The organism is Phenylobacterium sp. (assembly GCF_031984885.1).
Lineage (GTDB): Bacteria > Pseudomonadota > Alphaproteobacteria > Caulobacterales > Caulobacteraceae > Phenylobacterium.
Genome location: NZ_DAMABV010000007.1, coordinates 184,624 through 210,773 on the forward strand (window position 1 = coordinate 184,624; position 26,150 = coordinate 210,773).

Sequence of the window (26,150 nt, forward strand, 5' to 3'; positions counted from 1 at the left end):
TCGCGCGACCGTCCATACCGATATTTTGAAAAATTCGGCTCCGTGCGAGCGTATGGGAGGCGCCAGATGGCCTGGGATTTTGAAACCGACCCGGAGTTCCAGAAGAAGCTCGACTGGATCGAGGACTTCATGCGCGAGGAGGTCGAGCCGCTCTCGCAGCTCGGCCTGGCGGTGCGCGGCTCCCTGGGGCGCGAGAAGTTCATCAAGCCGCTGCAGGAGAAGGTGAAGGCCCAGGGGCTGTGGGCCTGCCACCTCGGCCCCGAACTGGGCGGCCAGGGCTATGGCCAGCTCAAGCTCGGCCTGATGAACGAGAAGCTGGGCCGCAACAGCCTGGCCCCCACCATCTTCGGCTGCCAGGCGCCCGACACCGGCAACGCCGAGATCATCGCCCACTACGGCACCGACAAGCAGAAGGAGCAGTACCTCTGGCCGCTGCTCAACGGCGACATCCGTTCGGCCTTCTCGATGAGCGAGCCGACCGGCGGCTCCGACCCGCTGACCTTCAAGACCCGCGCGGTGCTGGACGGGAACGAGTGGGTGATCAACGGCGAGAAGTGGTTCTCGACCAACGCCCGCTATTCGAAGGTGCTGGTGCTGTACGCGGTCACCGACCCGGACGCCAAGGACCCCTACCGCCGCACCTCGATCTTCCTGGTGCCGACCGACACCCCCGGCGTCGAGATCATCCGCAATGTCGGCGTCGGCAGCGGCGAGATCGGCAACGGGACCGAGGGCTATGTCCGCTACAACAACGTCCGGGTGCCCTATGACGCCCTGCTGGGCGAGCGCGGCGCGGCCTTCGTCATCGCCCAGGTCCGCCTGGGCGGCGGGCGCGTGCACCACGCCATGCGCACGGTCGGCGCCTGCAAGCACGCCCTGGACCTGATGTGCCGCCGGGCGGTCTCGCGCACCACCCGCGACGGCAAGCTGGCCGACCTGCAGATGGTGCAGGAGCAGATCGCCGACAGTTGGATCGCGGTCGAGCAGTTCCGCCTGCTGGTGCTGCGCACCGCCTGGCTGATCGACAAGCACAAGGACTACAACCTGGTCCGCAAGGACATCGCCGCCATCAAGGTCGCGATGCCCAAGGTCTATAACGACGTGGCCACCAAGGCCGCCCACCTGCACGGCGCGCTCGGCGTCTCCAACGAGATGCCGTTCATGCACATGGTGACGTCGAGCCTGGTCATGGGCATCGCCGACGGGCCGACCGAGGTCCACAAGGTCACCCTGGCCAAGCAGGTGCTGAAGGACTACCGGCCCGACAACGACCTGTTCCCGAACTACCACATCCCGCGCCTCAAGGAGGCGGCCGAGGAGAAGTACGCCAAGGAGCTGGCCGAGCTGAAGGAAGCCTATCGGGCCGAGCGCGGCAAAAGCACGGCGAGCGCCTAACGGCTGTACCGCCGCGAGAGCATGGGACTAGTGTGTGGGGCGGCTTCTGATTGGAAGCCGCCCTGCCTATTTGAGCTATTCGATTTCGAGGATTTTCGTGACCGACGTTCAGACCGATTCCGCACCGCCGGCCGCGCCCGCCTGGCCCGTCATGACGCTGGCCGAGGCCCACGCCCGGCTCACCGCGCCGGGCCAGCGCTTCGAGATCGAGGAGAAGGTGATCCGCGGGATCGCCACCCGGACCTGGAAGAACGCGCCGCCGACCCTGCGCGACATCTTCCTGAACGGCCGCACCTTCAAGGACCGCGAGTTCCTGGTCTACGAGGACGACCGCGCCACCTTCGAGAGCTTCGCCCGGGCCACCATCGCCCTGGCCGTGCAACTGCAGGCCGACGGGGTGAAGAAAGGCGACCGCGTCGCCGTCATCATGCGCAACATCCCCGAATGGCCGGTGGCCTTCTGGGCCGGGATCCTGGCCGGGGCGATCGTCACGCCGCTGAACGCCTGGTGGACCGGGCCTGAGCTGGAGTACGGCCTGGCCGACTCCGGGACCAAGGTCGCCATCGTCGACGACGAGCGGCTGGAGCGGATCCTGGACTCGTTCCCGAACCTGCCGGCCCTGGAAAAGGTCTACGCCCCGCGCCTGGCGGCCGAGCCGACCGATCCGAAGGTGCGCCGGCTGGAGGACGTCATCGGCAAGGTCAACGACTGGGGCGCCTTGCCCGACCAGCCGCTGCCCGACGTGGCCCTGGCGCCCGACGACGACGCCACCATCCTCTACACCTCCGGCACCACCGGAAAGCCGAAGGGCGCGCTTGGCACTCACCGCAACATGACCTCGAACATCATGGCCAGCGGCATCGCGGCGACGCGCAACTTCCTGCGCGCGGGCCAGCCGCTGCCGGAGAGCGATCCGCACAAGCTGCCCCAGCGGGTCAGCCTGCTGGTGGTGCCGATGTTCCACGCCACCGGCCTGTCGGCCAACCTGTCGCCGGCCCTGAACGCGGGCGGCAAGATCGTGCTGATGCGCCGCTGGGACACCGAGCCGGCCATGGCGCTGATCGAGCGCGAGAAGGTCAACTCCACCGGCGGGGTGCCGACCATCGCCTGGCAGTTGATCGAGCATCCGGCCCGCGGCAAGTACGACCTCTCGTCCCTGCAGTCGGTGGCCTATGGCGGAGCGCCCTCGGCGCCCGAGCTGGTCCGCAAGATCGTCGAGGTGTTCCCGGCCTCGCAGCCCGGCAACGGCTGGGGCATGACCGAGACCACCGCCACCTTCACCTCGCACCTGGGCAGGGACTACGAGAACCGCCCGGCCAGCGCCGGCCCCGCCGCGCCGGTGGGCGAGATGCAGATCCGCGACCCGGCCGACGGCGTCACCATCCTGGCGCCGGGGGCCGTGGGCGAGCTGTGGGTCAAGGGGCCGCAGGTCGTGAAGGGCTACTGGAACAAGCCGGAGGCCACGGCCGAGACCTTCGTCGAGGGCTGGCTGCGCACCGGCGACCTGGCGCGGATCGACGAGGAGGGCTTCCTCTTCATCATCGACCGGGCCAAGGACATGCTGATCCGCGGCGGCGAGAACATCTACTGCGTCGAGGTCGAGAACGTGCTTTACGACCACCCGGACGTGATGGACGCCGCCCTGGTCGGCCGGCCGCACAAGACGCTGGGGGAGGAGCCGGTCGCGGTGGTCCACCTCAAGCCGGGCGGAACGGCGGACGAGGACGAACTGCGCGCCTTCGTCCGTGCGCGCCTGGCGGCGTTCAAGGTTCCGGTCGAGGTCCGCTTCTGGCCCGAGACCCTGCCGCGCAACGCCAACGGCAAGATCGTGAAGACGGAACTGAAGAAGCTGTTCGAGGCGCAGTCATGAGTTCGCGCAAGCCGCTGATCGTCGGCATCGGCGGCACCACCCGGCCGGGCTCGAGCACCGAACGCGCCCTGACCATCGCCCTGCGCGCGGTCGAGGCCGGGGGCGGGGAGACCCGCCTGCTGGGCGGCGACTTCCTCTCGCGCCTGCCGATCTACAACCCGGCCGTCCCCGAACCGACGCCCGAGCAGAGCGAACTGGCCGAAGCAGTCCGCGTCGCCGACGGGATCATCGTCGCCAGCCCCGGCTATCACGGCTCGATCTCCGGCGTGATGAAGAACGCGCTCGACACCCTGGAGCTGCTGCGCGAGGACGCGCGGCCCTACCTGACCGACCGGGCGGTGGGCTGCGTCATTACCGCCGAGGGCTGGCAGGCGGCCGGAACCACCTTGACCACCCTGCGATCGATCGTACATGCGCTGCGGGGCTGGCCGACGCCGTTCGGCGCGGCCCTGAACGCCGCCGGCGGTCTGTTCGACGCGGAGGGCGGCTGCATCGAGGCGAAGGACGCCTGGCAGCTAGCCACCGTCGGAGAGCAGGTGCTGGACTTCGCCAAGATGAAAGCTCGCCTATGACCCGCCCCCACCTCGTTTCGCCCAGCGGATCCGGCTCCGGATCCGAGGAAGCGCCCCACGAGTCGGCCATCTCGCCGATCGAGGACATCATCGAGGACGCCCGCAACGGCCGGCCCTACATCCTGGTCGACGCCGAGGATCGCGAGAACGAGGGCGACGTCATCATCCCGGCGCAGTTCGCCACGCCCGACCAGATCAACTTCATGGCCAAGCATGCGCGCGGCCTGATCTGCCTGTCGATCAGCGCCGAGCGCGCGCGGACCCTGCGCCTGCCGCCGATGGCCATCGACAACCAGTCGGGTCACGGCACCGCCTTCACCGTCTCGATCGAGGCGCGCGAGGGGGTGACCACCGGCATCTCGGCCCATGACCGCGCCCACACCATCGCCGTGGCGGTGGATCCGACCAAGGGCGCCGACGACATCGTCTCGCCCGGCCACGTCTTCCCGCTGGTCGCCAAGGACGGCGGCGTGCTGGTCCGCGCCGGCCATACCGAGGCCGCGGTCGACATCAGCCGCATGGCCGGCCTGAACCCGGCCGGGGTGATCTGCGAGATCATGAAGGACGACGGGTCGATGGCCCGGCTGCCCGACCTGGTCGCCTTCGCCCAGTTGCATGGCCTGAAGATCGGCGCCATCGCCGACCTGATCGCCTATCGCCGCCGCACCGAGCGGCAGGTGGAGCGGGTGCTGGAGACGCCGTTCGACAGCGCCTATGGCGGCCGCTTCCGGATGGTCATCTACCGCAACATCCTCGACAAGACCGAGCATGTGGTCCTGACCAAGGGCAAGATCGATCCGGACAAGGCGACCCTGGTGCGCATGCACCGCGTCGACTTCGCCGCCGACATGCTGGGCCACGCCGAGGCGCGCCGGGACTTCGTGCCCAAGGCGCTGGAGGCCATCTCCGCCTATGACGGCGCCGGGGTGGCGGTGTTCATCCGCGATTCCAATCCGGCCTGGCTGTCGGAACGCTACGGCGCCGAGCCGGGCGCCGACCACGGCGCGGCCGTGCTGCGCGACTACGGCGTCGGGGCCCAGATCCTGCTGGACCTGGGCGTGCGCGACATGGAGCTGCTGTCGAACTCGACCACGGTGCTGCCGGGCTCGGGCGGCTATGGCCTGCGGATCGTCGGCCGCCGCCCGCTGGACTAGGCCTCCATCGCCGGCCAGTCCGGCATGGCGATCTTCACCGGCTCGCCGGCCAGCACGCCGTCCAGGTGCTGCAGGAAGCTGGCGATGCCGGCGGCGCCCTGCATGTAGCCGGTCTGGGCCTGGATGAAGTCGGGCCGGTCGCGGTGCTCGGCCTGGCGCCAGCGGCGCTGGCCGTCTTCGGCCTCGCTGGCGCCCAGGATCACCTCGGCGCAGCGCCGGGCCAGGTCCAGATAGGCCGGCCCGCCCGTGCGGCGGGCCAGCAGCAGGGCGAACTCGCCCACGCCGGCATCGCCGCAGCACTGGCCATGATTGTTCCAGAAGCCGGCCGAGCGTTCTTCCGGGGCGCCGGCGCCCGCGATGCCGGCCACCAACTGGTCCAGGGCCTGCGCCCACTGCGCCTCGCCGGTCACCGCGTGCAGCTCCAGCAGCAGGCGGCCGGTCCCCGCCGGGCCGTGGCAGGCGCAGAGATAGAAGATCGGCTTGCGGGTGTCCTCGTTGTGGCAGACCAGCCGCCCGGCGCCGACCGGGTGGCTGCGGCTCATCACATAGCGCGCGGCCTCCTTGGCGGCGTCGAGATAGCGGGCCTCGCCGGTGGCGCGGTGCAGTTGCAGCAGGGCGTAGCCGACGCCCGCCCCGCCGTGGGCGAAGTTCGGCGCGGTGAACTGGAACGGCATGTCGGCCATCATCCGCCAGCGCAGGCCGTCCGGCGTCGCCTCGCCGACCTCCAGCAGCCGCTCGCCCGCCGCGACCGCCAGCGGCAGGGCGCCGGGATAGAGGTCCTGGGCGTAGAGCAGGGTCAGGATCACCCCGGCCGCGCCGACCGACTGGTCGTAGATCTCGCGATCGCCGGTGAAGCCGGTGATGTCGGAGAACGGCATCGGTTCGATCCAGCCGACCCCGGCGCCCAGCGGCGTGGCGGCCGCTTCCACGCGCGCAAGACAGGCGACCGCCCCGTCGCGATAGCGGTCCAGTCCGGTGGCCTTGGCCAGTTCGCCCAGCACGAAGACATAGCCGCCCCAGCCGGTGGACGCGTTCACCGAGAGCTCGCCCAAGGTCTCGATGTGGGCGAGGATCTCGTCGCCGGCGGCGATCGCCTTCTCCATCAAGGCGGGCTCGCCGGACTGGGCGTGCAGCTCCAGCAGCAGCAGGATGACGCCGCCGGCGCCGTGATAGAGCGTGTGGGCCGGGCGCGCCTTGGGGTGGTCGTTGCTCCGCCAGACGGCGGTTCCGGGCGCGCGCTGCGCCTCGATGAAGTTCAGCGCCTCAAGCGCCGCCTGGCCGTACCTGCCCATTTCCACCCGTCCTCTGTTTTTTCAGAGGCTAGCGGCGGGCGAGTCTAGAGGCCAGCGCGGAACACCCAATGGGGCCAGACCTGTTCGGAGTGGAGCTTGCGCTGCATCACCAGCTCTTCGACCGCCTCGGTGGCGCCGAGGCAGGAGGGGGTGTCGGCGTCGTCATAGACCACGTATCCGCCCCGCGACATCAGCGGCCAGACCTCGGCCTGGGTATATTTCACGGCCGAATAGATGTCGCAGTCGATGTGGGCCAGGCCGAAGCACGGACGTTCGCGCGCGATGGCGGGGAAGGTGTCCTGGAACAGGCCCTTGACCACCACCAGGTTGGTCAGGCCCAGCGCGTCGCGGCGCTGGACCAGCGCCTCGCAGGAGCTGTCGCCGAAATCGCCGGCGCCGTGCAGGTCGCGCCCGGCGTCGGTGGCGGGCATCCCCTCATAGGTGTCGCAGGCATAGACCTTGGCCCCCGGCGCCACGTCCCACAGCACCCGGGCCATGAACAGGGCGTTGCCGCCCCGGTAGGACCCGAACTCGATCACGTCCTGGCCGTCCAGGCCTGCGAAGAACGAGGTCAGGATCAGGAACAGGTTCATGCGCTTGGATTCGACCATCACCGACCAGCCGCCGGAAGCCTCGAGGCCGGCCTGGTAGAGCGGATGGCGGGCCACCAGGTCGGCGACCCCGGCATGCATCAGGCCCCAGCCGCGCTGATAGCCGTCATGGGCCGAGCGGCCGCCGACGATGGTCCTGGGCGTGCCGATCACCGGTAGAGCGACGGGGGTCATGCGCTCATTGCTAGGCGGCTCCGCGGCGCTCGGCAATCGCCGTTATGTGACTATGCCGTGGCGGTGTCGTAGCTGCGCCAGGCGCTGGAGCAGCGTTTCGCCCGCGAGGCGCGGCGCAGGTCGTCGAGCCTGGCCTCCAGCTTGGCCGAAGCGACCGGCGGCGCGGCGCCCAGCGAGGCCGGGAACAGATAGGCCTGGGCGCTCGCCCCTTCGCTGGCCGGGCGCTGGCGGCGCGTGGTCGACATGTAGGCGCGTTCGGTGAGGGCCAGCTCGGCGGCGAGCTCGCGACAGGACATGTGACTATAGTCCTTCTGCGGGGCCGACGCGGCCGCGGTCCGATGAGGTGTCGTGGTGGTGCAGGCCGACAGCAGCGCTGCAGCGGCGATCGGCAGGACCGCGCCTCTCATTCCTGAGCCCTCCCTGAAGGGTCGTTGTTGAGGAGACTTTGGCACGCCCGCCGCAAATGTCTTTAGGGAACATCCCTGACGCGACCATTTGCTTGTGCTACACGCACGCCGGCTTGCGCGGTGCTTGAGGATTGTCGTTTTCTTGAGCGCGGAACGGGCCTATATGACGGTCTGCTTGATTGCACCGCCCGGCCGAAAGGCCGGGCGCCGTCATTTTGGAAAGACCGTCATGACCGACATTCTGATGCCGAAGGCGACCGCCGTCTGGCTGGTCGACAACACCTCGCTGACCTTCGATCAGATCGCCGACTTCTGTGGCCTGCATCCGCTGGAAGTGAAGGGCATCGCCGACGGCGAAGTGGCGCGCGACATTCGCGGCGCCGACCCGATCGCCAACGGCCAGCTCTCGCGCGAGGAACTGGACAAGGCCCAGACCAACGACAAGTACCGGATGAAGGCCCAGAAGAGCCGCCACGCCGAACTGCTCAAGCCGGTGAAGAAGGCGCCGCGCTACACCCCGGTGTCGCGCCGCCAGGACCGCCCGGACGCCATCGCCTGGTTCATCCGCAATCACCCGGAAGTCGCCGACAGCCAGGTCGCCCGCCTGCTGGGCACCACCAAGGCGACCATCGACCAGGTCCGCAACCGCAGCCACTGGAACTCGGCCAACATCAAGCCGGTCGATCCGGTGACGCTCGGCCTGGCCTCGCAACTGGAACTGGACGCGGTGGTGAAGAAGGCGGCCGACAAGAAGGCCAAGGACGACGCCCGGCGCGGCATCGTCGACGGGCCGACCCTGGAGCCGGCCTCGGAAACCGGCGCGGTCAGCGCCGCGGCCGACGATCAGCCCCATTCGGCCGAGCCGCCGCACTTCGACGACGAGGACGGCGAGGAAGACTAGGAACCGAGGGGGCGGCTGCGCTCAAGCAGACGCGCAGACGGCCCCTCCGATCGTCTCCGGGGACCCGTGGAGGCGATCGCGGGGTCGTCTGGCGTCCGGCCCCCACCCGTCCGGACGAAGAGGAGGCGAAGCCTAGTGCGCTTGCGCGCCCAGGGCCGCGATCTCCTCCTTGAGCTTCAGCTTCTTGAGCTTCAGCGCCTTCAACTTGGTGGCGTCTGCGGCCGGTCTGTTCGTCTCCTCCTCGATCATCCGCTCCAGGTTCTGGTGGCGGGAGCCAAGTTCACGGATACGGGCTTCGACGGCCATGACGTGTCATCTCCTTGTCGAACTTACTGTCTCGAAGAGTGAACACCCGCTGGTCTGACCTGTCAGATCACATATGTTTGCAGTGGGCTGGCGGTCGCTCACGCCTTGAAACCGGCGGTGGAGATACAAGGCATGAGCAAAGCTGAACGCCTGGTGGTCGGCGTCTCCGGCGCCAGCGGCGTGGTCTATGGCCTGCGCGTGCTGGACGCCTGCCGCGAGCTGGGCGTCGAGAGCCACCTGATCCTGTCCAAGGCCGCCGCCCTGACCCTGGCCCAGGAGACCGCGCTGAGCCCGGCCGAGGTCAGCGCCCGGGCCGACGTCGCGCACAAGGCCGGCGACGTGGGCGCCTCGATCTCGTCGGGCTCGTTCCCGACGCTCGGCATGATCATCGCGCCCTGCTCGGTGCGCAGCATGAGCGAGATCGCCACCGGCGTGACCTCGTCGCTGCTGACCCGCGCGGCCGACGTCACCCTCAAGGAACGCCGCCCCCTGGTGCTGATGGTGCGCGAGACGCCGCTGCACCTGGGGCACCTGCGCACCATGGTCCGGCTGGCCGAGATGGGGGCGGTGATCGCCCCGCCGCTGCCGGCCTTCTACGCCCGGCCGGCCAGCCTCGAGGAGATGGTCGACCAGTCGGTGGGCCGGGCGCTCGATCTTTTCGGCCTGTCCTGGAAGCCGGTGAAGCGCTGGGGGCAGGATCTCGGGCCGCTGACGGGGGAGGTCTAGGCATGTCGCTGTGGGGATGGACGCTGGAGGCCTATGCGCGGCCGGGCGTGGCGGAGGCCTGCCTGGCGCTGCAGGACGATCACGGCCAGAACACCTCGTTCCTGCTCTGGGCGGTGTGGGCCGAGGGCGCGGACGAGGCGGCGCTGCGGGACGCGGCCCTGGCCGGCCGGGCCTGGGACGACCAGGTGCTCAAGCCGATCCGGGCCGTGCGCCGGACCCTGAAGGCGGCCTTTCCCAAGGTCGACGACGGCGCGCGCGAAGCGCTGCGCGAGGACGTCAAGGCCGCCGAGCTGCGGGCCGAGCGGGTGCTGATGGAGACCTTCGAGGCGCTGAGCGACCACCGCCGCGGCGGCCGGCCGGCGCTGGCCGCGCTGCAAGCGGCGTCCCGCGCCTGGGGGAGCCCCGCGCCCGACGACGCGCTGGCTCGCCTGGCAGGCGCCCTTGGCTAGGTCGTTAACCGCCGCCATGGCATATGGACGTCCCGTGAGGCGGGGCGGGTGAGCGTATGAACGACGACGACAGAAACGATCCGGAGGCCAGGCTCGCCGGGCGCCTCCATGCGCTTACCCAGGAGCACGCCGATCTCGGCGTGGCGGTGGAGGCGATCGCCCAGGCGCCGGTGCCCGACATGATGGTCATCGCCCGCCTGAAGCGGAAGAAGCTGGCGCTCAAGGACGAAATCGAGCGTCTGAAGGATCAGCAGACGCCCGACATCATCGCCTGAGCCGCGTCGCCCGGGAGAAGGGGGACTTGCTCAGCGCGGGATCGCGCCGCGCGCCTCGCGCTTGCGGATGAACATCGCCGCGTCGGCTTCGGAGACCAGCGCCTCGGCGTCGAGCTCGGGGGAGATCTCGCGCACGCCATAGGAGATGTGCAGCGGGGCGGTCCATTCGCCGAAGCGGATCGGCGTGGCCTCGACGGCTTCGGCGAGCGACCGGGCCTTGGCCTCGGCGGTCGGCCGGTCGGCCTGGACCAGGATCACCGCGAACTCGTCGCCGCCCATGCGCCCGACGACGTCGCTGTCGCGGACGTTGGCGGCCAGGCGCTCGGCCACCGCGCAGAGGCAGGCGTCGCCCGCCGCGTGCCCGTAGCGGTCGTTCACCGCCTTGAACCCGTCGAGGTCGAAATAGACCAGGCTGGCCGGCGAGCCGTAGCGCTGGGAGAAGGTGCGGATGCGGGCCAGTTCGCGGACGAAGGCGCGGCGGTTGAGCAACGGCGTCAGCGGATCGCGGTCGGCCAGGCCCTCGACCTCGCGCAGCTTGGCCTTCAGGCGCGACACCTCGCCGCGCAGGTCGTCGATCTCGGTCAGCAGGGTGGTCAGCGCGCCCTGCACCGAGGGCGTCAGGTCGCCCTCGCCCAGGCCCAGGAACGCGGTCTTGTCGGACGGGCCGGCGCTGGCCGCGACCGCCTGCGCGCCGGCATGGACCAGCGCCCGTTTGCGGATCGCCGAGAAGGGTTCGGTACGCGCGCCGGTGATCTTCATGCAGCCTCTCGCCCACCCTCAGAATCGGCAGGGAACCTTAAGCGTTGAGAATCCTGAACGTCCTTGGTTGCGGGCGCAAGGGCGGCGCCTATACTCCGCGCCTTTCCGAGATAAGGGGCACGTCGGAATGAGCGCAGCCAAGGCGCAAGTCGCCATCATCATGGGCAGCCGGTCGGACTGGCCGACCATGAAGGCGGCCGCCGACAGTCTCGACGCCCTGGGCGTGGCCTACGAGGCCAAGGTGGTCTCCGCCCACCGCACGCCCGACCGGATGTACGCGTTCGCCAAGGGCGCCAAGGCGGCCGGCTTCAAGGTGATCATCGCCGGGGCCGGCGGCGCGGCGCACCTGCCGGGCATGACGGCCTCGCTGACCGAGTTGCCGGTGCTGGGCGTGCCGGTGGAGTCCAAGGCCCTGAAGGGCATGGATTCGCTGCTGTCGATCGTGCAGATGCCCGGCGGGATTCCGGTCGCCACCCTGGCCATCGGCGAGCCCGGCGCCAAGAACGCCGGCCTTCTTGCCGCCCAGATCCTGGCGCTCTCCGATGAGGCCCTGGCCCAGCGGCTGGCCGACTTGCGCGCCCGCAACACCGCCAGCGTCGCCGAAACCGTCGAAGACTGAGAGACATCACATGACCGCCTCTCCTCTGCCCCCCGGCTCGACGATCGGGATTCTCGGCGGGGGGCAGCTTGGCCGCATGCTGGCGCTGGCCGCCGGACGGCTGGGCTTCGACGTGGCCATCCTGGACCCCGAGCCGGACGGCCCGGCCAGCCGCGTGGCCGCCCACACCATCGTCGGGGCCTATGACGACCCGGCCGCCCTGGCGCAACTGGCCGAACTGGCCGACGTGGTCACCTTCGAGTTCGAGAACGTGCCCGCCGCGGCGGTCGAGCGACTGACCGCCCAGGGGGTGCTGGTCGCCCCCGGCGCCCGCGCCCTGGCCGTGGCCCAGGACCGGGTCGAGGAGAAGACCTTCCTCAACGGCGCCGGCGCCCCGACCGTGGCCTTCGCCGCCGCCGACACCGGCGAGGCGGCCCGCGAGGCGGTCGCCGCCCTGGGCGCGCCCGCGCTCATGAAGACGCGGCGCGAGGGCTATGACGGCAAGGGCCAGCTATGGGTCGAACATGTCGCCGATGCGCCCGAGGCGTTCGGGAAGGTCGGCGCCAAGCCGGTGATCCTGGAGGCGCCCGCCGACTTCGTGCGCGAGCTGTCGGTGATCGCCGCCCGCGGCCGCGACGGCGAGATCGCCGTCTATCCGATGGCCGAGAACCATCACGAGAAGGGCGTCCTGCGCCGCTCGTTCGCGCCGGCCGAGGTCGGCCGCGAGACCGCCGGCCAGGCCGAGCGCATCGCCGCCCAGATCCTCAGCGCCCTGGACTATGTCGGGGTCATCGGCATCGAGCTGTTCGAGCTGAAGGACGGCAAGCTGCTGGTCAACGAGATCGCGCCGCGGGTGCACAACACCGGCCACTGGACCATGGACGGCTGCGAGGTCGACCAGTTCGAGCAGCATATCCGCGCGGTGGCCGGCTGGCCGCTGGGGCCGACCCACGCCCACGCCAAGGTCGAGATGCTGAACCTGCTGGGCGATGAGGCCGACGCCTGGGCCAAGCTGGCCGGCGAACCGGAAACCCGCGTGCACCTCTACGGCAAGCGCGACGCCAAGCCCGGCCGCAAGATGGGCCACGTGAACCGGCTGCGGCCGCTGTAGGTCCTGCACGCCCCCAGGCCGATCGCATATGGAGGTCGCCCTATTTTTCCTCCCCCGCTAACGCAGGGGAGGAAAGGGGGCCAAGGCGCTGTGGTTTCGCCCCGCCTCCTCCGATCGTCATCCTCGGCCGCGCATGCGTGCCGGGGATCCATACGCGCCGGGGGTTTTCGGCAAGGCTCGGCGTCTATGGATGGCCGGGACCTGCCGCCCCGGCCATGACGAACACGGGGAACGATCTCCCTCCCCCTCTGTGGGGAGGGGAAAGTCGATTCTTAAGCCTCGGCCGGGATCGCCGACAGCGCTTCTTCCAGTTCCAGGAAGCTCGGCTGCGCGCCGGAGGGGACGCTGCCGCGGCCGATCTCGACCGAGATCTGCGCGGCGTTGCCGTGCAGGTGGGCGACCAGCACCGACTGGATGATCTTGTAGAAGGAGCCTTCCTCCTCGATGATCTCCTTCAGCCGGGCGGCGAAGGGACCGACCAGGCCATAGGCGAGGAACACGCCGAGGAAGGTGCCGACCAGGGCGCCGCCGATCATGCCGCCCAGGACTTCCGGCGGCTCGGTGATCGAGCCCATGGTCTTGATGACCCCGAGCACGGCCGCGACGATGCCCAGGGCGGGCAGGGCGTCGGCCAGGTTCTGCAGCGCGCCGGCCGGGGCCAGGGCCTCGTGGTGGTGCTTCTCGAGCTGCTTTTCCATGGCGTCCTCGACCTGGTGCGGGTCCTCGAGGTTCATGGTCATCATCCGCAGGGTGTCGCAGATGAAGTCGATGGCGAAGTGGTCCTTCATGATCTTCGGGAAGCGCGAGAAGATCGTGCTCTCCTTCGGATTCTCGATGTGGCTTTCCAGGGCGATGACGCCCTTGGACTTCATGGTCTTGGTCAGCAGGAACAGCAGCGAGAGCAGGTCGCGATAGTCGCTCGCCTTCCACTTGGGCCCGGCGAACACCTTGCCGAAGCCGGCCAGCGAGGCCTTGATCACCGGAACCGAGTTCGAGATCAGGAAGGCGGCGACGCCCGCGCCGCCGATGGCCATCATTTCATGGGGCAGGGCGTGCATGATCACGCCCATGTTGCCGCCCGAGATGATGTAGCTGCCGAACACCAGCGCGAAGAGCAGCACGATGCCGATGATCTGAAACATTGGAAGTGGCCGTCCCCGCGGAATTCGGCGCCGAGCATGGCGATTAATGCTTAATGCCCCGTGTGCGTCTGCGTGCAGGTATGGGTTTGCGCATTGCGACGGCACGGCTTAACAGCGTCCGCATGCCTAGGTTCGTGTCCGCCCCGGACGGTCTGCCGAAGGGGACTTTTGCGATCATCTTCGGCGTGTCCCTGGTCACGGCCATGGGCAATACCGGGATGATTTCCGTACTTCCGGCCATCGGCCGGTCGATCGGCATTCCCGACCCGATGGTCGCGGCGATCTTCTCGCTGTCGGCGCTGCTCTGGGCCTTCTCCTCGCCGTTCTGGGCGCGCGCCTCGGACAGGCACGGCCGCAAGCCGCTGATGCTGATCGGCCTGGCCGGCTTCATGGCCTCGATGGTCGCCTGCGGACTGGTGGTCAGCGCCGGCCTGCTGCACCTGGCCGCGCCGATGGTGATCTTCGGGCTGTTCCTGCTGGCCCGGGCGCTGTTCGGGTTGTTCGGGGCGGCTTCGAACCCGGCGACCCAGGCCTATGTGGCCGAGCACACCGCGCCCGAGAACCGCACCCAGTCGATGTCGGCCCTGGCCGGGGCCTTCGGCCTGGGCACCGTCATCGGCCCGTTCATCGCGCCGCTGTTCGTGCTGCACGGGCTGAAGGTCGACCTGGCCGGCCCGATGTTCGGCTTCGCGGTGGTGGCGGGCGTCATGCTGTTCGTGGTCTGGAAGTACCTGCCCGAGAGCGCGCACATGCCCCAGGCGCCGGTGAAGGCGGCGCCCGCCAAGGGGGCCTCCGGGGCCGAGGCGGTGATCAAGGAGCGCCCGATGTGGCGCGATCCGCGCGTCCAACCCTTCCTGATCTACGGCTTCATCGTCGCGGTCTGCCAGACCGCCCAGGCCCAGACCCTGGGCTTCCTGATCATCGACAAGCTGCAGGTCACCCCGATCCAGGCCCAAGGCTTCATCGCCATCGCCATGATGTTCGGGGCGGTGGCCGGGCTGCTGGCCCAGTGGGGCATCATCCGCATGTTCGAGATGACCCCGCGCCAGTTGCTGCGCTGGGGCGTGGCGGTGGCCGCGCTCGGCAACGTCATCGTGGCGCTGCAGCCCAGCTATGCGGCGGTGGTGGCGGGCTATGCGATCTCCAGCCTGGGCTTTGGCCTGGCGCGCCCCGGCTTCACCGCCGGCTCGTCGCTGGCCGTGGACATGCACGAGCAGGCCCGCGTCGCCGGCGCCATCGCGGCGGTCAACGGCGTCAACGTCGTGCTCGCCCCGGCCTTCGTCTGGCTCTACCAGCAGGTCGCCCCCGCGCCGTTCGTGATCTGCGGGGCCCTGATGCTGGTCATGCTGTTCTACGCCTTCAAGAACGAACAGCTCCGCAACGCCCATCCCCAGCCCGCCACCCGCGCCGACGCGGCCATGGCGACCCTGGAGAAGAGCGACGAGGGCGGGGTCTGAGGACGATCCCCCTTTCGGGCGGGCTATCGCGCTTGCCGTAGACCACCCCGGGAAGACGGCGCGCCAGCGACGTCAGTTATCCAACCACCAAGCACACCAAGAGCACCAAGGCGCCTGCGCTTATCGCCGGAGCGCCCCTTTGTGTTCTTGGTGTGCTTGGTGGTGAAACTTCAGCGTTCAGGCCAGGCTCGGCAAAACGGCCGCTTCGCGGCGCTGGAGCGCCTCAAGAGCCCCGTTCCAGCAGGGCCTAGTTCGCCAACGCCCCGGCCTCGACGTTCAGGCGGCGGACCATCTCCATCGACAGATAGCCGTCGGCGACCAGGCCGCGCGACTTCTGCCAGGCGCGCAGGGCGGTGCGGGTGTTGACCCCGACCACCCCGTCCGGCGAGCCCGGATCGAAGCCCAGCCTGGCCAGGGCGGTCTGGGCCCCGATGCGGTCGCTGATCGCCAGCGGCGTCTCGACGGGCCAGGCCTTCACCAGCGGCGCGCCGCCGGCGAAGGCGTCGGCCAGCAGCCCGATGCCCAGGGCGTAGGCGGTGGAGTTGTTGTACTTGCGGATCGCGAAGTGGTTCGGGAACAGCAGGAAGATCGGCCCGCCCGCGCCCGCCGGGGCGACCAGTTGGGCCGGGGCCTGCTCGGCGGCGGTCCAGGGGCGGCCGTCGGCGGCCTTCACGCCCAGGGCCTGCCAATAGGCCGGCAGTTCCTTGGGGCCCTCGGTCAGGCTGTAGTCGAACCCCGCCGGGACGCTGACCTCGCGGGCCCAGGCCTGGCCCCGCGTCCAGCCGCCCTTGGCCAGCAGGTTGGCGGCCGAGGCCAGGGCGTCGTTCGAGGAGCCCCAGATGTCGCGGCGGCCGTCGCCGTCGCCGTCCACGGCGGTCGAGATGTAGTTGGAGGGCAGGAACTGGGTCTGGCCCATGGCGCCGGCCCAGGAGCCCTTGAGCTGGGCGCGGTTGGCCTCGCCCGACTGGATGATCTTCAGGGCGGCGATCAGCTCGCCCTCGGCCCAGGCGCGGCGGCGGCCGTGATAGGCCAGGCTGGACATCGAGCGGACGACGTCGAAGTCGCCCTGCACCGCGCCGAACGCGCTCTCCATGGCCCAGACGGCGATCAGGATCTCGCGCGGCACGCCGAAGCGCTGCTCGACGCCGCCCCAGAACGGCAGGTCGTTGCGATAGCGCTGGCCGCGGGCGATGCGGTCGGCGCTGATCACGCCCTTCACATAGTCGCCGATCGGCTTGGAGAACTCCGGCTGGGCGGAATCGAGGCTGATGATGCGCGGGTTGGGCGTCACCCCGGCCAGCTCGCGGTCGACCAGGGCGGCGGGCAGGCCGGCGGCCACGGCCCGGCCGCGGAAGTCCATGCGCCAGGCGTCGAAACCGGCGTCGGCCGAGGGGGTCGGCGGCGCCGGCGCCGCGGGCGCGGCGGGGGGCTGGGGGACCGGCGCCAGCGGCGGCGGGTTCGCGCCGTTCACCTGGGGGGGCGGGGCGGGACCGGCGCAGCCGGCGAGGAGCAAGACGAGAAACAGGCGACGGTCCATGCAGGCAACCTAGCCGTGCCCCGAGCGCCCCTCAATCACAAGGCCGCGAGGCGGGCGCGGCCAACTCGCTGCGGCTGCGGCGTTGACTCTTTGGGCCTGCGCCCGTATACGCGCCCGCTCTGTAGATAACCCCGCCGGACCCGGTCCGGAGCCTTGAGATAGGTCCATGAAGGTCAGAAGCTCGCTTAAGTCGCTCAAGACTCGCCACCGCGACTGCAAGCTCGTGCGTCGCAAGGGCGTGGTCTACGTCATCAACAAGACCGACCCCCGCTTCAAAGCCAAGCAAGGCTGAGGCGACGAGGATGGCTCCCAAGGCCGTCCTCTGGGACATCGGTAATGTGATCGTGCGCTGGAGCCCGCGCACGCTTTACCAAGAGTTCTTCAAGGAACCGGCCGAAGTCGACCGGTTCCTTTCTCATGTCTGCACCATGACATGGCACGTCGCCCACGACCTGGGCGTGACCTTCGCGGACAACCGTGCGCCGCTGATCGAGCGCTTCCCCGAATACGCCGAGGCGATCCATGCCTGGGAGACCCGCTGGTGGGACATGTTCTCGGGGCCGATCCCCGAGACCGAGGCCGCCATCGAGGCGCTGCACGCGCGCGGCGTGCCGCAGTTCGGCGTGACCAACATGTCCCATGAGACCTTTCCCGGCACGATCGCCATGAGCCCGGCCTTCGCGCGGCTGTCGGACTATCTGGTCTCGGCCGAGGTCGGCCTGATCAAGCCCGACCCGGCCTTCTACGCCCTGGCCTGCGAGCGCTTCGGCCTGCAGCCCTCGCAGGTGCTGTTCTTCGACGACTCGGCGGCGAACATCGAAAGCGCCCGCAGCTTCGGCTTCGACGTCCATCACTTCACCGACCCGGCCGGCGTCCGCCCGGCCCTGGAGGCCCGCGGCCTGCTCTGATCGCGGCGGCGCGCAAATCGGCGCTTGCCAAATATACGAATGTTACTTCACATTTGTATAAATCGAGCGAGCCGGACAGGCTCCAGGCTGAAGGGGAAGGCGATGAAACAGGCATTCGCAGCGGGCGTGATGACGCTGGCCATGCTGGGCGCGGGCGGAACGGCGGCGCAGGAAAGCGTCGGGGCGCGCGGGACCTGGGGCGCCCCCGCCCACGCGCCGGGCGCGTTCCACAACATGGAGGAGCTGTTCCCCTCGCGGCGCATCGCGCCGGCGGCCGCGCCCCTGGCGCTGAAGGCGCCGGCCGGGCCGCTGGCCTTCACCTACGAATATCAGGGCAAGACCAAGACCCTGGAGGACTTCGCCGCCGACACCCGCACCAGCGGCCTGCTGATCCTGCACGGCGACCAGATCCTGCACGAGCGCTACTATATGGGCGCGGCCCCCGACAGCCGGTTCATCTCGTTCTCGGTCGGCAAGTCGTTCGTCTCGACCCTGATCGGCATCGCCCTGGCCGAGGGCAAGATCGGCAGCCTCGACGACCGCATGATCGACTACCTGCCCGACCTGAAGGGCGGCGCCTACGAGACGACGACCATCAAGGACGTGCTGGAGATGTCCTCCGGCACGGCGTTCGACGAGGAGTACACCGACGCCAGGTCGGGGATCGCCGGCTTCCTTGGCCTGTTCGACGCCAACCAGGGCGGCCTCTACGACTATTCGCGCCAGTTCAGGTCGGCCCGGGCGCCGGGTTCCAGGTTCAACTACGCCAGCGCCGACACCGAGATCCTCGGCGCCCTGCTGGCCAAGGCCACCGGCGCGCGGCCGGCCGACTACATGGCCGAGAAGCTCTGGCAGCCGATGGGCGCCGAGGCCGAGGCCCGCTGGATCCTCGACCAGCCGGGCGACGCGGGCCGCGAGGTCGCCGCCGGCGGCCTGCTGATCCGGCTGCGCGACTACGCCCGCTTCGGCTATCTCGCCGCCCACGACGGCGCGGTCGGCGACCGCCAGGTGCTGCCCACGGGCTGGATCGCGCTGGCCACCCAGCCCCAGCGGCCGCAGGTCCAGTACGGCAAGCTCGGCGACGGGCCGCTGGGCTACGGCTACCAGTGGTGGCTGATCCCCGGCCCCGACCGCGCCTTCACCGGCGAGGGCATCTACGGCCAGTTCCTGATGGTCAATCCCGAGCTCGACCTGGTGGTGGTCAAAACCAGCGCCTGGACCGCGGCCTGGGACGATCCGATGGCGCTGGAGACCTTCGCCATGTTCGACGCCCTCGGCGCCCAGGTCCGCGCCGGCAAGCGGTGAAGCGCGGCGACTCCGTGTTAGGAGAGGGGTGATGAGCGCGCCCCTCACCCCTCGCAAGCTGCCGACCCAGGCGCGGGCCAAGGCCCGCATCCAGCGGGTGCTGGACGCCACCCAGGCGATCCTCAACCGCGACGGCCCGGCCGCCCTGACCACCCCCGCCATCGCCGCGGAGTCGGGGGTGTCGGTCGGCTCGATCTACCAGTACTTCCCGAACAAGGAAGCCATCGTCCTGGCGCTCTACGAGGCCCGCCTCGCCGAGATCCGGGACGTGGCGGCCGACGCTCGGGATGACGGCGAGAGCGACTGGCGCGCCTTCTTCCGCAAGTGGATCCTGGCGATCAAGGCGCGCGAGGAGGCGGTCGGCTACGGCCTTTCGATGAGCGCGGCCTTCGAACAGTTCCCGCGGCTGGCCGAGGTCGAGCCGATCCACGCCGAACAGATGGCCGAGCGCGTGGTCGCCCAGCTCAAGCGCTTCGGCTCCCCCTGGCCGGACGAGGCGCTCTTCGACCTGGCGATCTACGCCTACTATCTCGACGCGGCGGCCTGGCGGTACTGGACGTTGGCCCAGGCGCGGCTGCCGCAGGGCGTCGAGCGGCTGGCCGAGACCGTGATCGCCCTGCTGGCCCCGGCGCTGGAGGGCGGCGCCCCGCCGCCGCCGCCCTACGCGCCGCGCCGCCTTAGCCGTTCCTGACGAACTCCAGGAACTCCTGGCGGGTGCGCGGGTCGTCGCGGATCACCCCGGTCAGGCTGCTGGTGGTCAGGCGCGAGCCGGGCGTGTTCACCCCGCGCATGGTCATGCAGCTATGCTCGGAGACGATCACCACCCCCACGCCCTTGGGCCGCAGGATGTCGTGGATGGCCCCGGCGATCTCGGAGGTCAGCTTCTCCTGGATCTGCAGCCGCCGGGCGAAGCCCTGCACCACCCTGGCCAGCTTGGAGATCCCGACCACGCGGTTGGACGGCAGGTAGCCGACATGCGCCTTGCCCAGGAACGGCAGCATGTGGTGCTCGCAGAAGCTGACCACCCGGATGTCGCGCAGCACGACCAGCTCGTCATAGCCGCCGACCTCCTCGAAGGTGCGTTCGAGATATTCGCGCGGGTCGCTCTCATAGCCGGCGAACAGCTCCTCATAGGCGCGGACCACGCGGCCGGGCGTGTCCAGCAGGCCCTCGCGGTCGGGGTCGTCGCCGGCCCACTGGATCAGGGTGCGGACCGCCGCTTCGGCCTCGCTCCGGCTGGGTCGGCTCTTGGAATGGGCCATGGCGATATCTCCGCGTCGATCCGTCTCAACGGTCGGCCAAGGCGAAGGTTCAGCTCGACGGATGACAGAGGCCGGTCTCGCCGCTAGTTTCCGCCGCCTTTCCGCAACCCTCGAGCTGTGAGACGCTTAACGCCATGTCCGACGACAATTCCCACGGCGACATCCTGAACCAGGCCGCCCAGGGCCAGCTCAAGAGCATCATCGAACGCATCGAACGCCTCGAGCAGGAGAAGTCGGAGATCGCCGAGCAGATCAAGGAAGTCTTCGCCGAAGCCAAGGGCAACGGCTTCGACGTCAAGGTGCTGCGCAAGGTGGTCCGCATCCGCAAGCAGGACCGCGCCAAGCGCCTGGAGGAAGAGGCGATCCTTGACCTCTATCTCTCCGCCATCGGAGAGATTTGAAGCGGTCCCCGCCAGATCGGAAGGCGCAGGCCAAGCGGGCCGCGCTGAACGCACTGAAGCGCGTCCGCCGCCAGGCGGAGCGCGCCGAGGTGAAGTTTTCCGACTGGGAGGGGGAGTTCCTCGGCTCGGTCGAGGACCGCGTGAAGACCTACGGCCGCGCCTTCGGCGACCCCGAGAAGGGCGCCGCGGGCGAGGCGCTCTCGGTCATGCAGGCCGTGAAGCTGAAAGAGATCGCCGCCAAGGCCAAGGGCGAGAAAAAGCCCTTCCGCCGGCGCCCGAAGCCCTATTCGGAAGATTGAGCCCGGACCAGGGTGTCATCAAGTCAGTTGAGCTTTTGGGGCGGGGCGGCGCCTCATTCGTCAGGCCCCGGCGCGAATGGGTCCCGGACAAGCCCTGCGGGCTTTCCGGGATGACGCGGGGAGCACGCCCGCAACAAATGCGCCAAAGGCGCGCTCCACCCCTCGCACCACGCCAGCCGCCCCATGGCGCCTTCGTGCTCTTAGTGTCCTTCGTGGTCTTGGTGTTTCAAAATCCGCCAAGCAGCTTGCGCCAGCCGCTGCCGGAGAAAAACCAGGTGTCATCCCGGTTTGCGCAGCAAGACCGGGACCCATGAACACCGCGAAGGCGGCATGAGGCGAGGCTGGGCCGATCCTGAAGCCTCCGGTGTTCATGGGTCCCGGACAGCCGCTGCGCGGCTTCCGGGATGACAGCTTTTTCTCTCCCCCCATCCATAGACGCGGAGGTCCCGGCATGCCTGCGCGGCCGGGGATGACGATCGGGAGGGGCTGGCCCTTAAGCCACCGCGCTGGCGTCGCCCTCGCCGCCGGCGCCCTTGACGGCGTCTTCCAGGCCCTGTTCGCGGACCTTGCGGTAGAGGGTCGAGCGGCCGATGCCGAGGCGGCGGGCCACCTCGCTCATGTGGCCGGCATAGATCTCGATGGCCAGGGCGATCAGGTCGCGCTCGATCTCTTCCAGGGTCCGCAGGTGGCCGCGGTGGTCGAGGATGCGCACCGGCGCGTCGGCCGGCATCTCGGCGACCAGTTCCTCGGCCGTCGGCAGGCTGGCCGGGCGCTGGCTGGCCACCGGCTCGACCGCTTCGGGCGGCGGGGCGGCGACGCCGGAAATGGCCGGGAAGTCGAACGGCTGCAGATAGGGGGCGTCGGCCAGGACGATGGCGCGATAGACCGCGTTCTCCAACTGGCGCACGTTGCCGGGCCAGTCGTAGCGGGTCAGGAAGGCCAGGGTCTCGGCCGAGGCGCCGACCACGGTCTTGCCCTCTTCGACGTTGAAGCGGCGGATGAAGTGGTCGACCAGGGCCGGGATGTCCTCGCGCCGCTCGCGCAGGGGCGGGGCCTCGATCGGGAAGACGTTGAGGCGATAGAACAGGTCCTCGCGGAACAGCCCTTCCTTCACGGCCTGGGCCGGGTCGCGGTTGGTGGCCGAGACGATCCGCACGTCCACCTTCACCGAGCGCTTGGAGCCGACCGGGTCGATCTCGCTCTCCTGCAGGGCGCGCAGCAGCTTGACCTGCATGTCCAGCGGCAGCTCGCCGACCTCGTCGAGGAACAGGGTGCCGCCATTGGCCTCCTGGAACTTGCCCAGGTGCTTGTCGGTGGCGCCGGTGAAGCTGCCCTTCTCGTGGCCGAACAGGATCGACTCCACCAGGTTCTCGGGCAGGGCGCCGCAGTTGACGGCCACGAACGGCTTGCCGGCGCGCTCGGACGAGCCGTGCACCGCGCGCGCGATCACTTCCTTGCCGACCCCGCTCTCGCCGGTGATCAGGATGGGGATCGAGGATTTGGCCGCCCGCTCGCCCATGCGCTTGACCATGGTCATGGCCGGCGAGTTTCCGACCATGTCGGCGAAGCTGGTGCGCCCGGCGGCGTGCTTCTTCAGCCGGTCCACCTCGCCCTTCAGCGCGCCCATCGACAGGGCGTTGCGGATCGAGACGATGATCCGCTCGGGACTGGCCGGCTTGATGAAGAAGTCGCTGGCCCCGGCCTGCATGGCCTGGACGACGGTGTCGATCCCGCCGGTGGCGGTCAGCACGATGACCGGCTGGGCGAAGTTGCGCGCGCGCATCTCCTTCAGCGTATCCTGGCCCGACATGCCGGGCATGACGAGGTCGAGCAGCACGATGTCGGTCGACGCGCCCGATTGCAGGCGCGTGATCGCGGCGTCGCCGTTCTCGGCGTGGGCGACGGCGAAGCCTTCGCGCTCGAGCACGGCCTGGATGAGCCGACGCTGCGTCGGGTCGTCGTCGACGACTAGGACCGTCTTGGTCATTTGAAACACCCACACCTGGAATCGGACGCTCGTTTCGCCGATGGCTTGGTCGAACGAGGCTCTTGTTGGCCCGGATTGATACATGGGCGGGGTAAAGGCGGGGTTTCGGACTCCTGAGTCGGGGGTTAACGGCGCGGCGGCCGCTGTCGAGCCGCGCACTTTCGTATAACGTGGTTCTTCATTCGGGCTCGTCGCCGGGCGCGTCCGACGCATACTCGCGAGCGCTGGGAGCGGGCCGCCTTGAACCTTCGGCACTTCCTCAACGAGCTGAAGACCCGCAACGTCGTCCGCGTGGCGGGCGTCTACACGGTCACCGCCTGGGGCGTGTTCCAGGTCGCCAAGACGGTGTTCGAGACGCTCGACCTGCCCAAGTGGCTGTCGGTGACGACCCTGATGCTGCTGGCGGCCGGCCTGCCCCTGACCCTGCTGCTGACCTGGGCCTTCGAGCTGGGTCCCGACGGGACGATCCGCCGGACGCGCCCGGCGGAGGAGGACGCGCCCAAGCGCATGAACTGGATGGACTGGAGCGCCCTGGCGGCGATCGGCGCGGGCGTGGTGATCTTCATCGCCACCGCCGTCGGCCTGGCCGGGTCGCTGCGGAGCCCGAGCCTGATGTCGGCGCCCAACAAGTCGGTGGCCGTCCTGCCGTTCGCCAATTTCAGCGCCGCCAAGGATTCCGAGTATTTCGCCGACGGCCTGACCGAGGAGGTCACCAACAGCCTGGCCCAGGTGCCCGACCTCAAGGTCGCGGGCCGCACCTCGGCCTTCTATTTCAAGGGCAGGAACGAGGACGTCCGCGAGATCGGCAAGAAGCTGAACGTCGCCCACGTGGTCGAGGGCAGCGTCCGCCGCTCGGGCGATCGGCTGCGGGTCACCTGCCAGCTCGTCAGCGTCAGGAACGGCTTCCACCTCTGGTCGGAGACCTACGACCGGCACATGGACGACGCCTTCGCCATCCAGACCGAGATCGCCGACGGCGTGGCCAGCGCGTTGAAGGCGGAGCTGCGGGCCGGCGGCGGCCCCGATCCGCGCCAGGCGGCGCGCGACCCGCAGGCCTACCGCCTGGAAGTGGTCGCCAAGGGCCAACTGCGGCGCAAGGGCAAGGAGCACGTGCTGGCCGCCCAGGCGATCTATCGCCGGCTGATCGACATGGAGCCTGACAACGCCGAGGTCCGCGCGGCCTACGCCTATGCGACCGCCTATCTCGCCCAGAACCATCTGGAGGGCGACTTCACCCCGGCCGTGCGCAGCGCCGAGGCGCAGATCGCCAAGGCGCTCGAGCTCGATCCGAAGTCCTCGGCCGCCTACATCGCCAAGGGCATGGTCGCGGCGATCCGCTTCATCCGCGAGGGCTCGGCCCAGGCCGAGGGCGAGGCCGAGAGCGCCTACAGGCGGGCCGTCGAACTGGCGCCGCGCAGTCCCGAGGCGCTCAGCCTCTATGGCGACTACATCGCCGCGCGGCGGCCGGCGGAGGCGGCGACCTATCTGCGCCGGGCGCTGGAGATCGATCCCCTCGACCGCATCGCCAACAACGCCCTGGCTGGCTCGCTGGCGGCGACCGGCCACCTGGACGAGGCCGCCCAGCGCCTGCGCGCCAACATCGAGCTGTTCCCCGAGTTCATCGATTCCAAGGAGCAGCTCGGCGACGTGATGATCGAGCAGGGCCGGCTGGACCAGGCGGTGATCTGGTATCGCATGGCCGCCGAGCCGCAGACCGACCCCGCCGCCTCGATCCAGCTCGCCAACCTCTATTACAACCTCGGCCTTCCGGGCGACGCCGAACGGGTGCTGGAGCCCTGGGCCGCGCACCCCATCGTCGGCCCGATCGCCAACGCCGTGCGGATGATCGTGGCGCGCGACTTCGACGGCCTGGCGAGGCTTTCGCGGGTCAAGCTCGCCGAGGCCGAACCCGATCCCCTGTGGCACAGCGGCCTGGCGCTGGCCGCGACGGAGCTGGGCCAGTACGACCTGGCGCGCGGCGAGTGGCTGGTGATGTCGCCCGAACTGTTCCAGCCCTCGCCGCAGGTCTCCACCCGCCTGGCCCACGAGGCGGTCGACGCCGCCTATGTGATCGACCAGACCGGCGACAAGGGCCAGGCGCGGCGCATCCTGCTGGCCGTGCTGGCGGCGAGCGAACCCAAGCCGGGACTGCGCCAGCCGAACGGGCGGCGGATCGCCCGGGTGAAGGCCTACGCCATGCTGGGGGATCACGAGCGCGCCCTGGCCGAGCTGCGCGCGGCCATCGATGGCGGCTATCGCATGCTCTACGACCTCGACCTGTTCACCCGCCTCGACGCCTATCCGACCATGGCCGCGATGCGCGCCGATCCCCGCTTCCGGGCGATGATCCAGGAGGTCGAGGCCGACAACCGGGCGATGCGCGAGGCGCTGCTGTCCAGCGCCACGCCGGCCGGGCCCGCGCCGCGCAGCTCATAAGAGACGGCCTGGCCCAGGCCGTCGCTAGCCATTTCCGAATAGCTGGGGTTCGAAATCGGATGCTTGCGCCGGCGGCGGACAAGCTGGACCTTGGTCGCGCGATCCACCGGAGCCCCGCGCCATGTTCGTCGGCCACTACGCCGCTTCCCTCGCCGCCAAGGCCATCGAGCCGCGCGCGCCGCTCTGGAGCTATGTGATCGCCGCCCAGGCCATCGACATCGGCTGGGGCGCGCTGGTCATGGCCGGGGTGGAGAAGGTGCGCATCGATCCCAGCCTGCCGGGCAGCGCGCTCGACCTCTACCACATGCCCTTCACCCACAGCCTGCCGGCGGTGGCGCTGTGGTCGCTGGCGGGGCTGCTGCTGGCGCGGGCGGCGCGGCTGCCCTGGGGCGCGGCGGTCGCCATCGCCCTGGTGGTGTTCTCGCACTGGCTGACCGACCTGCTGGTGCACCGGCCCGACCTGGAACTGTGGTTCGGCGGGACCAAGGTCGGTTTCGGCCTCTGGAACTATCCCGTGCCCGAGCAGGCGGTGGAGATCGGCCTGCTGGCCCTGGGCGCGGCGGCCTGGGCCTTCGTGCGCGGGCGCCAGGGGCGCTCGCTGTGGCCGGTGCTGGTGTTCGTCACCGTGTTGCTGGCCGTGCAGATCGTCGCGATGGTCATGCCCGGCGACGGCAACGCGGCGGGATTGGGCGGCACGGCCCTGGCCGTCTACCTGGTCCTGGGGCTGATCGCCCTGGTCCTGGACCGGCCGCGCAAGGTGACCTAGCGGCGCCCTTGCCCCAGGCCGGCAACGGCGCATAGTTCGCCCAAAGGCCG

General features: G+C 69.7%; 28 protein-coding genes. 19 read left to right on the forward strand and 9 right to left on the reverse strand.

All coding sequences use genetic code 11. From position 1 onward, the window contains the following. Positions 1–66: 66 nt before the first annotated feature. From RTL41_RS12715 to ribB, 4 genes are all read left to right on the forward strand, one after another. Positions 67–1,395 carry an acyl-CoA dehydrogenase family protein gene (locus RTL41_RS12715; protein ID WP_312164924.1) on the forward strand — a complete coding sequence of 443 codons (1,329 nt, stop codon included), beginning with the start codon at positions 67–69 and terminating at the stop codon, positions 1,393–1,395. Between the two features lie 151 nt (positions 1,396–1,546). Next, the gene (locus RTL41_RS12720; protein WP_312165141.1) at positions 1,547–3,265 is read left to right on the forward strand and encodes a class I adenylate-forming enzyme family protein; all 1,719 of its coding nucleotides are present in this window, start codon (positions 1,547–1,549) and stop codon (positions 3,263–3,265) included. After that, positions 3,262–3,837: an NADPH-dependent FMN reductase gene (locus tag RTL41_RS12725; RefSeq protein ID WP_312164927.1), complete on the forward strand. Its 576-nt coding sequence runs from the start codon at positions 3,262–3,264 to the stop codon at positions 3,835–3,837. The genes RTL41_RS12720 and RTL41_RS12725 overlap by 4 nt, the downstream gene beginning before the upstream one ends. Next, a complete protein-coding gene (gene ribB, locus RTL41_RS12730) occupies positions 3,834–4,991 on the forward strand; it encodes a 3,4-dihydroxy-2-butanone-4-phosphate synthase (RefSeq protein ID WP_312164929.1) in 1,158 nt (385 codons plus the stop codon). Before RTL41_RS12725 ends, ribB begins: the two co-directional genes overlap by 4 nt. On the opposite strand, the gene RTL41_RS12735 is transcribed toward ribB, so the two are convergent. From RTL41_RS12735 to RTL41_RS12745, 3 genes are read right to left on the reverse strand one after another with little or no spacing between them, the layout of a single operon-like run. Then, on the reverse strand, positions 4,988–6,283 hold the full coding sequence (locus RTL41_RS12735) for a lanthionine synthetase LanC family protein (protein ID WP_312164931.1): 1,296 nt from the start codon (positions 6,281–6,283) through the stop codon (positions 4,988–4,990). The genes ribB and RTL41_RS12735 overlap by 4 nt on opposite strands. 44 nt (positions 6,284–6,327) lie before the next feature. Then, on the reverse strand, positions 6,328–7,068 hold the full coding sequence (locus tag RTL41_RS12740; protein WP_312164932.1) for a TylF/MycF/NovP-related O-methyltransferase: 741 nt from the start codon (positions 7,066–7,068) through the stop codon (positions 6,328–6,330). A 50-nt stretch (positions 7,069–7,118) separates the two neighbouring features. Further along, entirely contained in the window at positions 7,119–7,475 is a 357-nt protein-coding gene (locus RTL41_RS12745; RefSeq protein ID WP_312164934.1) for a hypothetical protein, read from the reverse strand. 229 nt (positions 7,476–7,704) lie between these two features. Here RTL41_RS12745 and RTL41_RS12750 point away from each other — a divergent pair, with 229 nt between their 5' ends. Next, on the forward strand, positions 7,705–8,376 hold the full coding sequence (locus RTL41_RS12750; RefSeq protein WP_409418335.1) for a DUF1013 domain-containing protein: 672 nt from the start codon (positions 7,705–7,707) through the stop codon (positions 8,374–8,376). 132 nt (positions 8,377–8,508) lie between these two features. Here the strand turns inward: RTL41_RS12750 and RTL41_RS12755 are convergent, their stop codons facing one another. Further along, positions 8,509–8,682, reverse strand: a complete 174-nt coding sequence (locus RTL41_RS12755; RefSeq protein WP_312164936.1) for a DUF465 domain-containing protein — start codon at positions 8,680–8,682, stop codon at positions 8,509–8,511. A 132-nt stretch (positions 8,683–8,814) separates the two neighbouring features. On the opposite strand from RTL41_RS12755, the gene RTL41_RS12760 reads away from it, so the two are divergent. From RTL41_RS12760 to RTL41_RS12770, 3 genes are read left to right on the forward strand one after another with little or no spacing between them, the layout of a single operon-like run. Then, complete coding sequence (locus tag RTL41_RS12760) at positions 8,815–9,408, forward strand: UbiX family flavin prenyltransferase (RefSeq protein ID WP_312164938.1); 594 nt, start codon at positions 8,815–8,817, stop codon at positions 9,406–9,408. Positions 9,409–9,410: 2 nt separating this feature from the next. Beyond that, entirely contained in the window at positions 9,411–9,857 is a 447-nt protein-coding gene (locus RTL41_RS12765; RefSeq protein WP_312164941.1) for a TIGR02444 family protein, read from the forward strand. A gap of 56 nt (positions 9,858–9,913) precedes the next feature. Beyond that, entirely contained in the window at positions 9,914–10,132 is a 219-nt protein-coding gene (locus RTL41_RS12770) for a DUF465 domain-containing protein (RefSeq protein ID WP_312164943.1), read from the forward strand. A gap of 30 nt (positions 10,133–10,162) precedes the next feature. Here RTL41_RS12770 and RTL41_RS12775 read toward each other — a convergent pair whose 3' ends face one another. Beyond that, on the reverse strand, positions 10,163–10,891 hold the full coding sequence (locus RTL41_RS12775; RefSeq protein ID WP_312164945.1) for a GGDEF domain-containing protein: 729 nt from the start codon (positions 10,889–10,891) through the stop codon (positions 10,163–10,165). Positions 10,892–11,018: 127 nt separating this feature from the next. Between RTL41_RS12775 and purE the strand changes: the two genes are divergently transcribed. Beyond that, complete coding sequence (gene purE / locus RTL41_RS12780; RefSeq protein ID WP_312164948.1) at positions 11,019–11,510, forward strand: 5-(carboxyamino)imidazole ribonucleotide mutase; 492 nt, start codon at positions 11,019–11,021, stop codon at positions 11,508–11,510. Between the two features lie 10 nt (positions 11,511–11,520). Beyond that, complete coding sequence (locus RTL41_RS12785) at positions 11,521–12,600, forward strand: 5-(carboxyamino)imidazole ribonucleotide synthase (RefSeq protein WP_312164951.1); 1,080 nt, start codon at positions 11,521–11,523, stop codon at positions 12,598–12,600. A gap of 272 nt (positions 12,601–12,872) precedes the next feature. Here RTL41_RS12785 and motA read toward each other — a convergent pair whose 3' ends face one another. Continuing rightward, positions 12,873–13,742, reverse strand: a complete 870-nt coding sequence (motA, locus tag RTL41_RS12790) for a flagellar motor stator protein MotA (RefSeq protein ID WP_312164953.1) — start codon at positions 13,740–13,742, stop codon at positions 12,873–12,875. Positions 13,743–13,864: 122 nt separating this feature from the next. Between motA and RTL41_RS12795 the strand changes: the two genes are divergently transcribed. Beyond that, a complete protein-coding gene (locus RTL41_RS12795; RefSeq protein WP_312164956.1) occupies positions 13,865–15,199 on the forward strand; it encodes an MFS transporter in 1,335 nt (444 codons plus the stop codon). 247 nt (positions 15,200–15,446) lie between these two features. On the opposite strand, the gene RTL41_RS12800 is transcribed toward RTL41_RS12795, so the two are convergent. Next, entirely contained in the window at positions 15,447–16,736 is a 1,290-nt protein-coding gene (locus RTL41_RS12800) for a lytic murein transglycosylase (protein WP_312164958.1), read from the reverse strand. 166 nt (positions 16,737–16,902) lie between these two features. Between RTL41_RS12800 and ykgO the strand changes: the two genes are divergently transcribed. From ykgO to RTL41_RS12820, 4 genes are all read left to right on the forward strand, one after another. Beyond that, a complete protein-coding gene (gene ykgO / locus RTL41_RS12805; protein ID WP_056023006.1) occupies positions 16,903–17,028 on the forward strand; it encodes a type B 50S ribosomal protein L36 in 126 nt (41 codons plus the stop codon). A 10-nt stretch (positions 17,029–17,038) separates the two neighbouring features. Next, the gene (locus RTL41_RS12810; RefSeq protein ID WP_312164969.1) at positions 17,039–17,644 is read left to right on the forward strand and encodes an HAD family phosphatase; all 606 of its coding nucleotides are present in this window, start codon (positions 17,039–17,041) and stop codon (positions 17,642–17,644) included. Positions 17,645–17,746: 102 nt separating this feature from the next. After that, positions 17,747–18,949, forward strand: a complete 1,203-nt coding sequence (locus tag RTL41_RS12815) for a serine hydrolase (RefSeq protein ID WP_312164971.1) — start codon at positions 17,747–17,749, stop codon at positions 18,947–18,949. Between the two features lie 31 nt (positions 18,950–18,980). Then, positions 18,981–19,640 (forward strand): TetR/AcrR family transcriptional regulator, encoded by a 660-nt coding sequence (locus tag RTL41_RS12820; RefSeq protein WP_312164974.1) that lies wholly within the window; start codon positions 18,981–18,983, stop codon positions 19,638–19,640. Here RTL41_RS12820 and folE read toward each other — a convergent pair. Further along, positions 19,627–20,211 carry a GTP cyclohydrolase I FolE gene (folE, locus tag RTL41_RS12825; RefSeq protein WP_312164977.1) on the reverse strand — a complete coding sequence of 195 codons (585 nt, stop codon included), beginning with the start codon at positions 20,209–20,211 and terminating at the stop codon, positions 19,627–19,629. The genes RTL41_RS12820 and folE overlap by 14 nt on opposite strands. 134 nt (positions 20,212–20,345) lie before the next feature. On the opposite strand from folE, the gene RTL41_RS12830 reads away from it, so the two are divergent. Together RTL41_RS12830 and RTL41_RS12835 are read left to right on the forward strand one after the other, a co-directional pair. Continuing rightward, positions 20,346–20,612, forward strand: a complete 267-nt coding sequence (locus RTL41_RS12830; RefSeq protein WP_312164980.1) for a DUF2312 domain-containing protein — start codon at positions 20,346–20,348, stop codon at positions 20,610–20,612. Next, positions 20,609–20,911: a hypothetical protein gene (locus RTL41_RS12835; RefSeq protein WP_312164982.1), complete on the forward strand. Its 303-nt coding sequence runs from the start codon at positions 20,609–20,611 to the stop codon at positions 20,909–20,911. The genes RTL41_RS12830 and RTL41_RS12835 overlap by 4 nt, the downstream gene beginning before the upstream one ends. Positions 20,912–21,404: 493 nt before the next feature. Here RTL41_RS12835 and RTL41_RS12840 read toward each other — a convergent pair whose 3' ends face one another. Beyond that, positions 21,405–22,898: a sigma-54 dependent transcriptional regulator gene (locus RTL41_RS12840; protein WP_312164984.1), complete on the reverse strand. Its 1,494-nt coding sequence runs from the start codon at positions 22,896–22,898 to the stop codon at positions 21,405–21,407. Between the two features lie 240 nt (positions 22,899–23,138). Between RTL41_RS12840 and RTL41_RS12845 the strand changes: the two genes are divergently transcribed. Next, the gene (locus RTL41_RS12845) at positions 23,139–25,334 is read left to right on the forward strand and encodes a tetratricopeptide repeat protein (RefSeq protein ID WP_312164987.1); all 2,196 of its coding nucleotides are present in this window, start codon (positions 23,139–23,141) and stop codon (positions 25,332–25,334) included. A 121-nt stretch (positions 25,335–25,455) separates the two neighbouring features. Next, positions 25,456–26,100, forward strand: coding sequence for a metal-dependent hydrolase (locus tag RTL41_RS12850; protein ID WP_312164990.1), 645 nt, complete (start codon positions 25,456–25,458; stop codon positions 26,098–26,100). The last annotated feature ends 50 nt before the right edge of the window (positions 26,101–26,150 follow it).

What these genes read in the sequence shown, in the direction of transcription:
- RTL41_RS12800 (WP_312164958.1), bottom strand. Translation starts at nt 16,736, where the DNA reads ATGGACCGTCGCCTGTTTCTCGTCTTGCTCCTCGCCGGCTGCGCCGGT.
- RTL41_RS12765 (WP_312164941.1), top strand. Translation starts at nt 9,411, where the DNA reads ATGTCGCTGTGGGGATGGACGCTGGAGGCCTATGCGCGGCCGGGCGTG.
- ribB (WP_312164929.1), top strand. Translation starts at nt 3,834, where the DNA reads ATGACCCGCCCCCACCTCGTTTCGCCCAGCGGATCCGGCTCCGGATCC.
- RTL41_RS12815 (WP_312164971.1), top strand. Translation starts at nt 17,747, where the DNA reads ATGAAACAGGCATTCGCAGCGGGCGTGATGACGCTGGCCATGCTGGGC.
- RTL41_RS12755 (WP_312164936.1), bottom strand. Translation starts at nt 8,682, where the DNA reads ATGGCCGTCGAAGCCCGTATCCGTGAACTTGGCTCCCGCCACCAGAAC.
- RTL41_RS12720 (WP_312165141.1), top strand. Translation starts at nt 1,547, where the DNA reads ATGACGCTGGCCGAGGCCCACGCCCGGCTCACCGCGCCGGGCCAGCGC.
- ykgO (WP_056023006.1), top strand. Translation starts at nt 16,903, where the DNA reads ATGAAGGTCAGAAGCTCGCTTAAGTCGCTCAAGACTCGCCACCGCGAC.
- RTL41_RS12770 (WP_312164943.1), top strand. Translation starts at nt 9,914, where the DNA reads ATGAACGACGACGACAGAAACGATCCGGAGGCCAGGCTCGCCGGGCGC.
- RTL41_RS12745 (WP_312164934.1), bottom strand. Translation starts at nt 7,475, where the DNA reads ATGAGAGGCGCGGTCCTGCCGATCGCCGCTGCAGCGCTGCTGTCGGCC.
- RTL41_RS12735 (WP_312164931.1), bottom strand. Translation starts at nt 6,283, where the DNA reads ATGGGCAGGTACGGCCAGGCGGCGCTTGAGGCGCTGAACTTCATCGAG.
- RTL41_RS12750 (WP_409418335.1), top strand. Translation starts at nt 7,705, where the DNA reads ATGACCGACATTCTGATGCCGAAGGCGACCGCCGTCTGGCTGGTCGAC.
- purE (WP_312164948.1), top strand. Translation starts at nt 11,019, where the DNA reads ATGAGCGCAGCCAAGGCGCAAGTCGCCATCATCATGGGCAGCCGGTCG.
- RTL41_RS12715 (WP_312164924.1), top strand. Translation starts at nt 67, where the DNA reads ATGGCCTGGGATTTTGAAACCGACCCGGAGTTCCAGAAGAAGCTCGAC.
- RTL41_RS12830 (WP_312164980.1), top strand. Translation starts at nt 20,346, where the DNA reads ATGTCCGACGACAATTCCCACGGCGACATCCTGAACCAGGCCGCCCAG.
- RTL41_RS12810 (WP_312164969.1), top strand. Translation starts at nt 17,039, where the DNA reads ATGGCTCCCAAGGCCGTCCTCTGGGACATCGGTAATGTGATCGTGCGC.
- RTL41_RS12725 (WP_312164927.1), top strand. Translation starts at nt 3,262, where the DNA reads ATGAGTTCGCGCAAGCCGCTGATCGTCGGCATCGGCGGCACCACCCGG.
- RTL41_RS12850 (WP_312164990.1), top strand. Translation starts at nt 25,456, where the DNA reads ATGTTCGTCGGCCACTACGCCGCTTCCCTCGCCGCCAAGGCCATCGAG.
- folE (WP_312164977.1), bottom strand. Translation starts at nt 20,211, where the DNA reads ATGGCCCATTCCAAGAGCCGACCCAGCCGGAGCGAGGCCGAAGCGGCG.
- RTL41_RS12820 (WP_312164974.1), top strand. Translation starts at nt 18,981, where the DNA reads ATGAGCGCGCCCCTCACCCCTCGCAAGCTGCCGACCCAGGCGCGGGCC.
- motA (WP_312164953.1), bottom strand. Translation starts at nt 13,742, where the DNA reads ATGTTTCAGATCATCGGCATCGTGCTGCTCTTCGCGCTGGTGTTCGGC.
- RTL41_RS12840 (WP_312164984.1), bottom strand. Translation starts at nt 22,898, where the DNA reads ATGACCAAGACGGTCCTAGTCGTCGACGACGACCCGACGCAGCGTCGG.
- RTL41_RS12740 (WP_312164932.1), bottom strand. Translation starts at nt 7,068, where the DNA reads ATGACCCCCGTCGCTCTACCGGTGATCGGCACGCCCAGGACCATCGTC.
- RTL41_RS12760 (WP_312164938.1), top strand. Translation starts at nt 8,815, where the DNA reads ATGAGCAAAGCTGAACGCCTGGTGGTCGGCGTCTCCGGCGCCAGCGGC.
- RTL41_RS12785 (WP_312164951.1), top strand. Translation starts at nt 11,521, where the DNA reads ATGACCGCCTCTCCTCTGCCCCCCGGCTCGACGATCGGGATTCTCGGC.
- RTL41_RS12775 (WP_312164945.1), bottom strand. Translation starts at nt 10,891, where the DNA reads ATGAAGATCACCGGCGCGCGTACCGAACCCTTCTCGGCGATCCGCAAA.
- RTL41_RS12795 (WP_312164956.1), top strand. Translation starts at nt 13,865, where the DNA reads ATGCCTAGGTTCGTGTCCGCCCCGGACGGTCTGCCGAAGGGGACTTTT.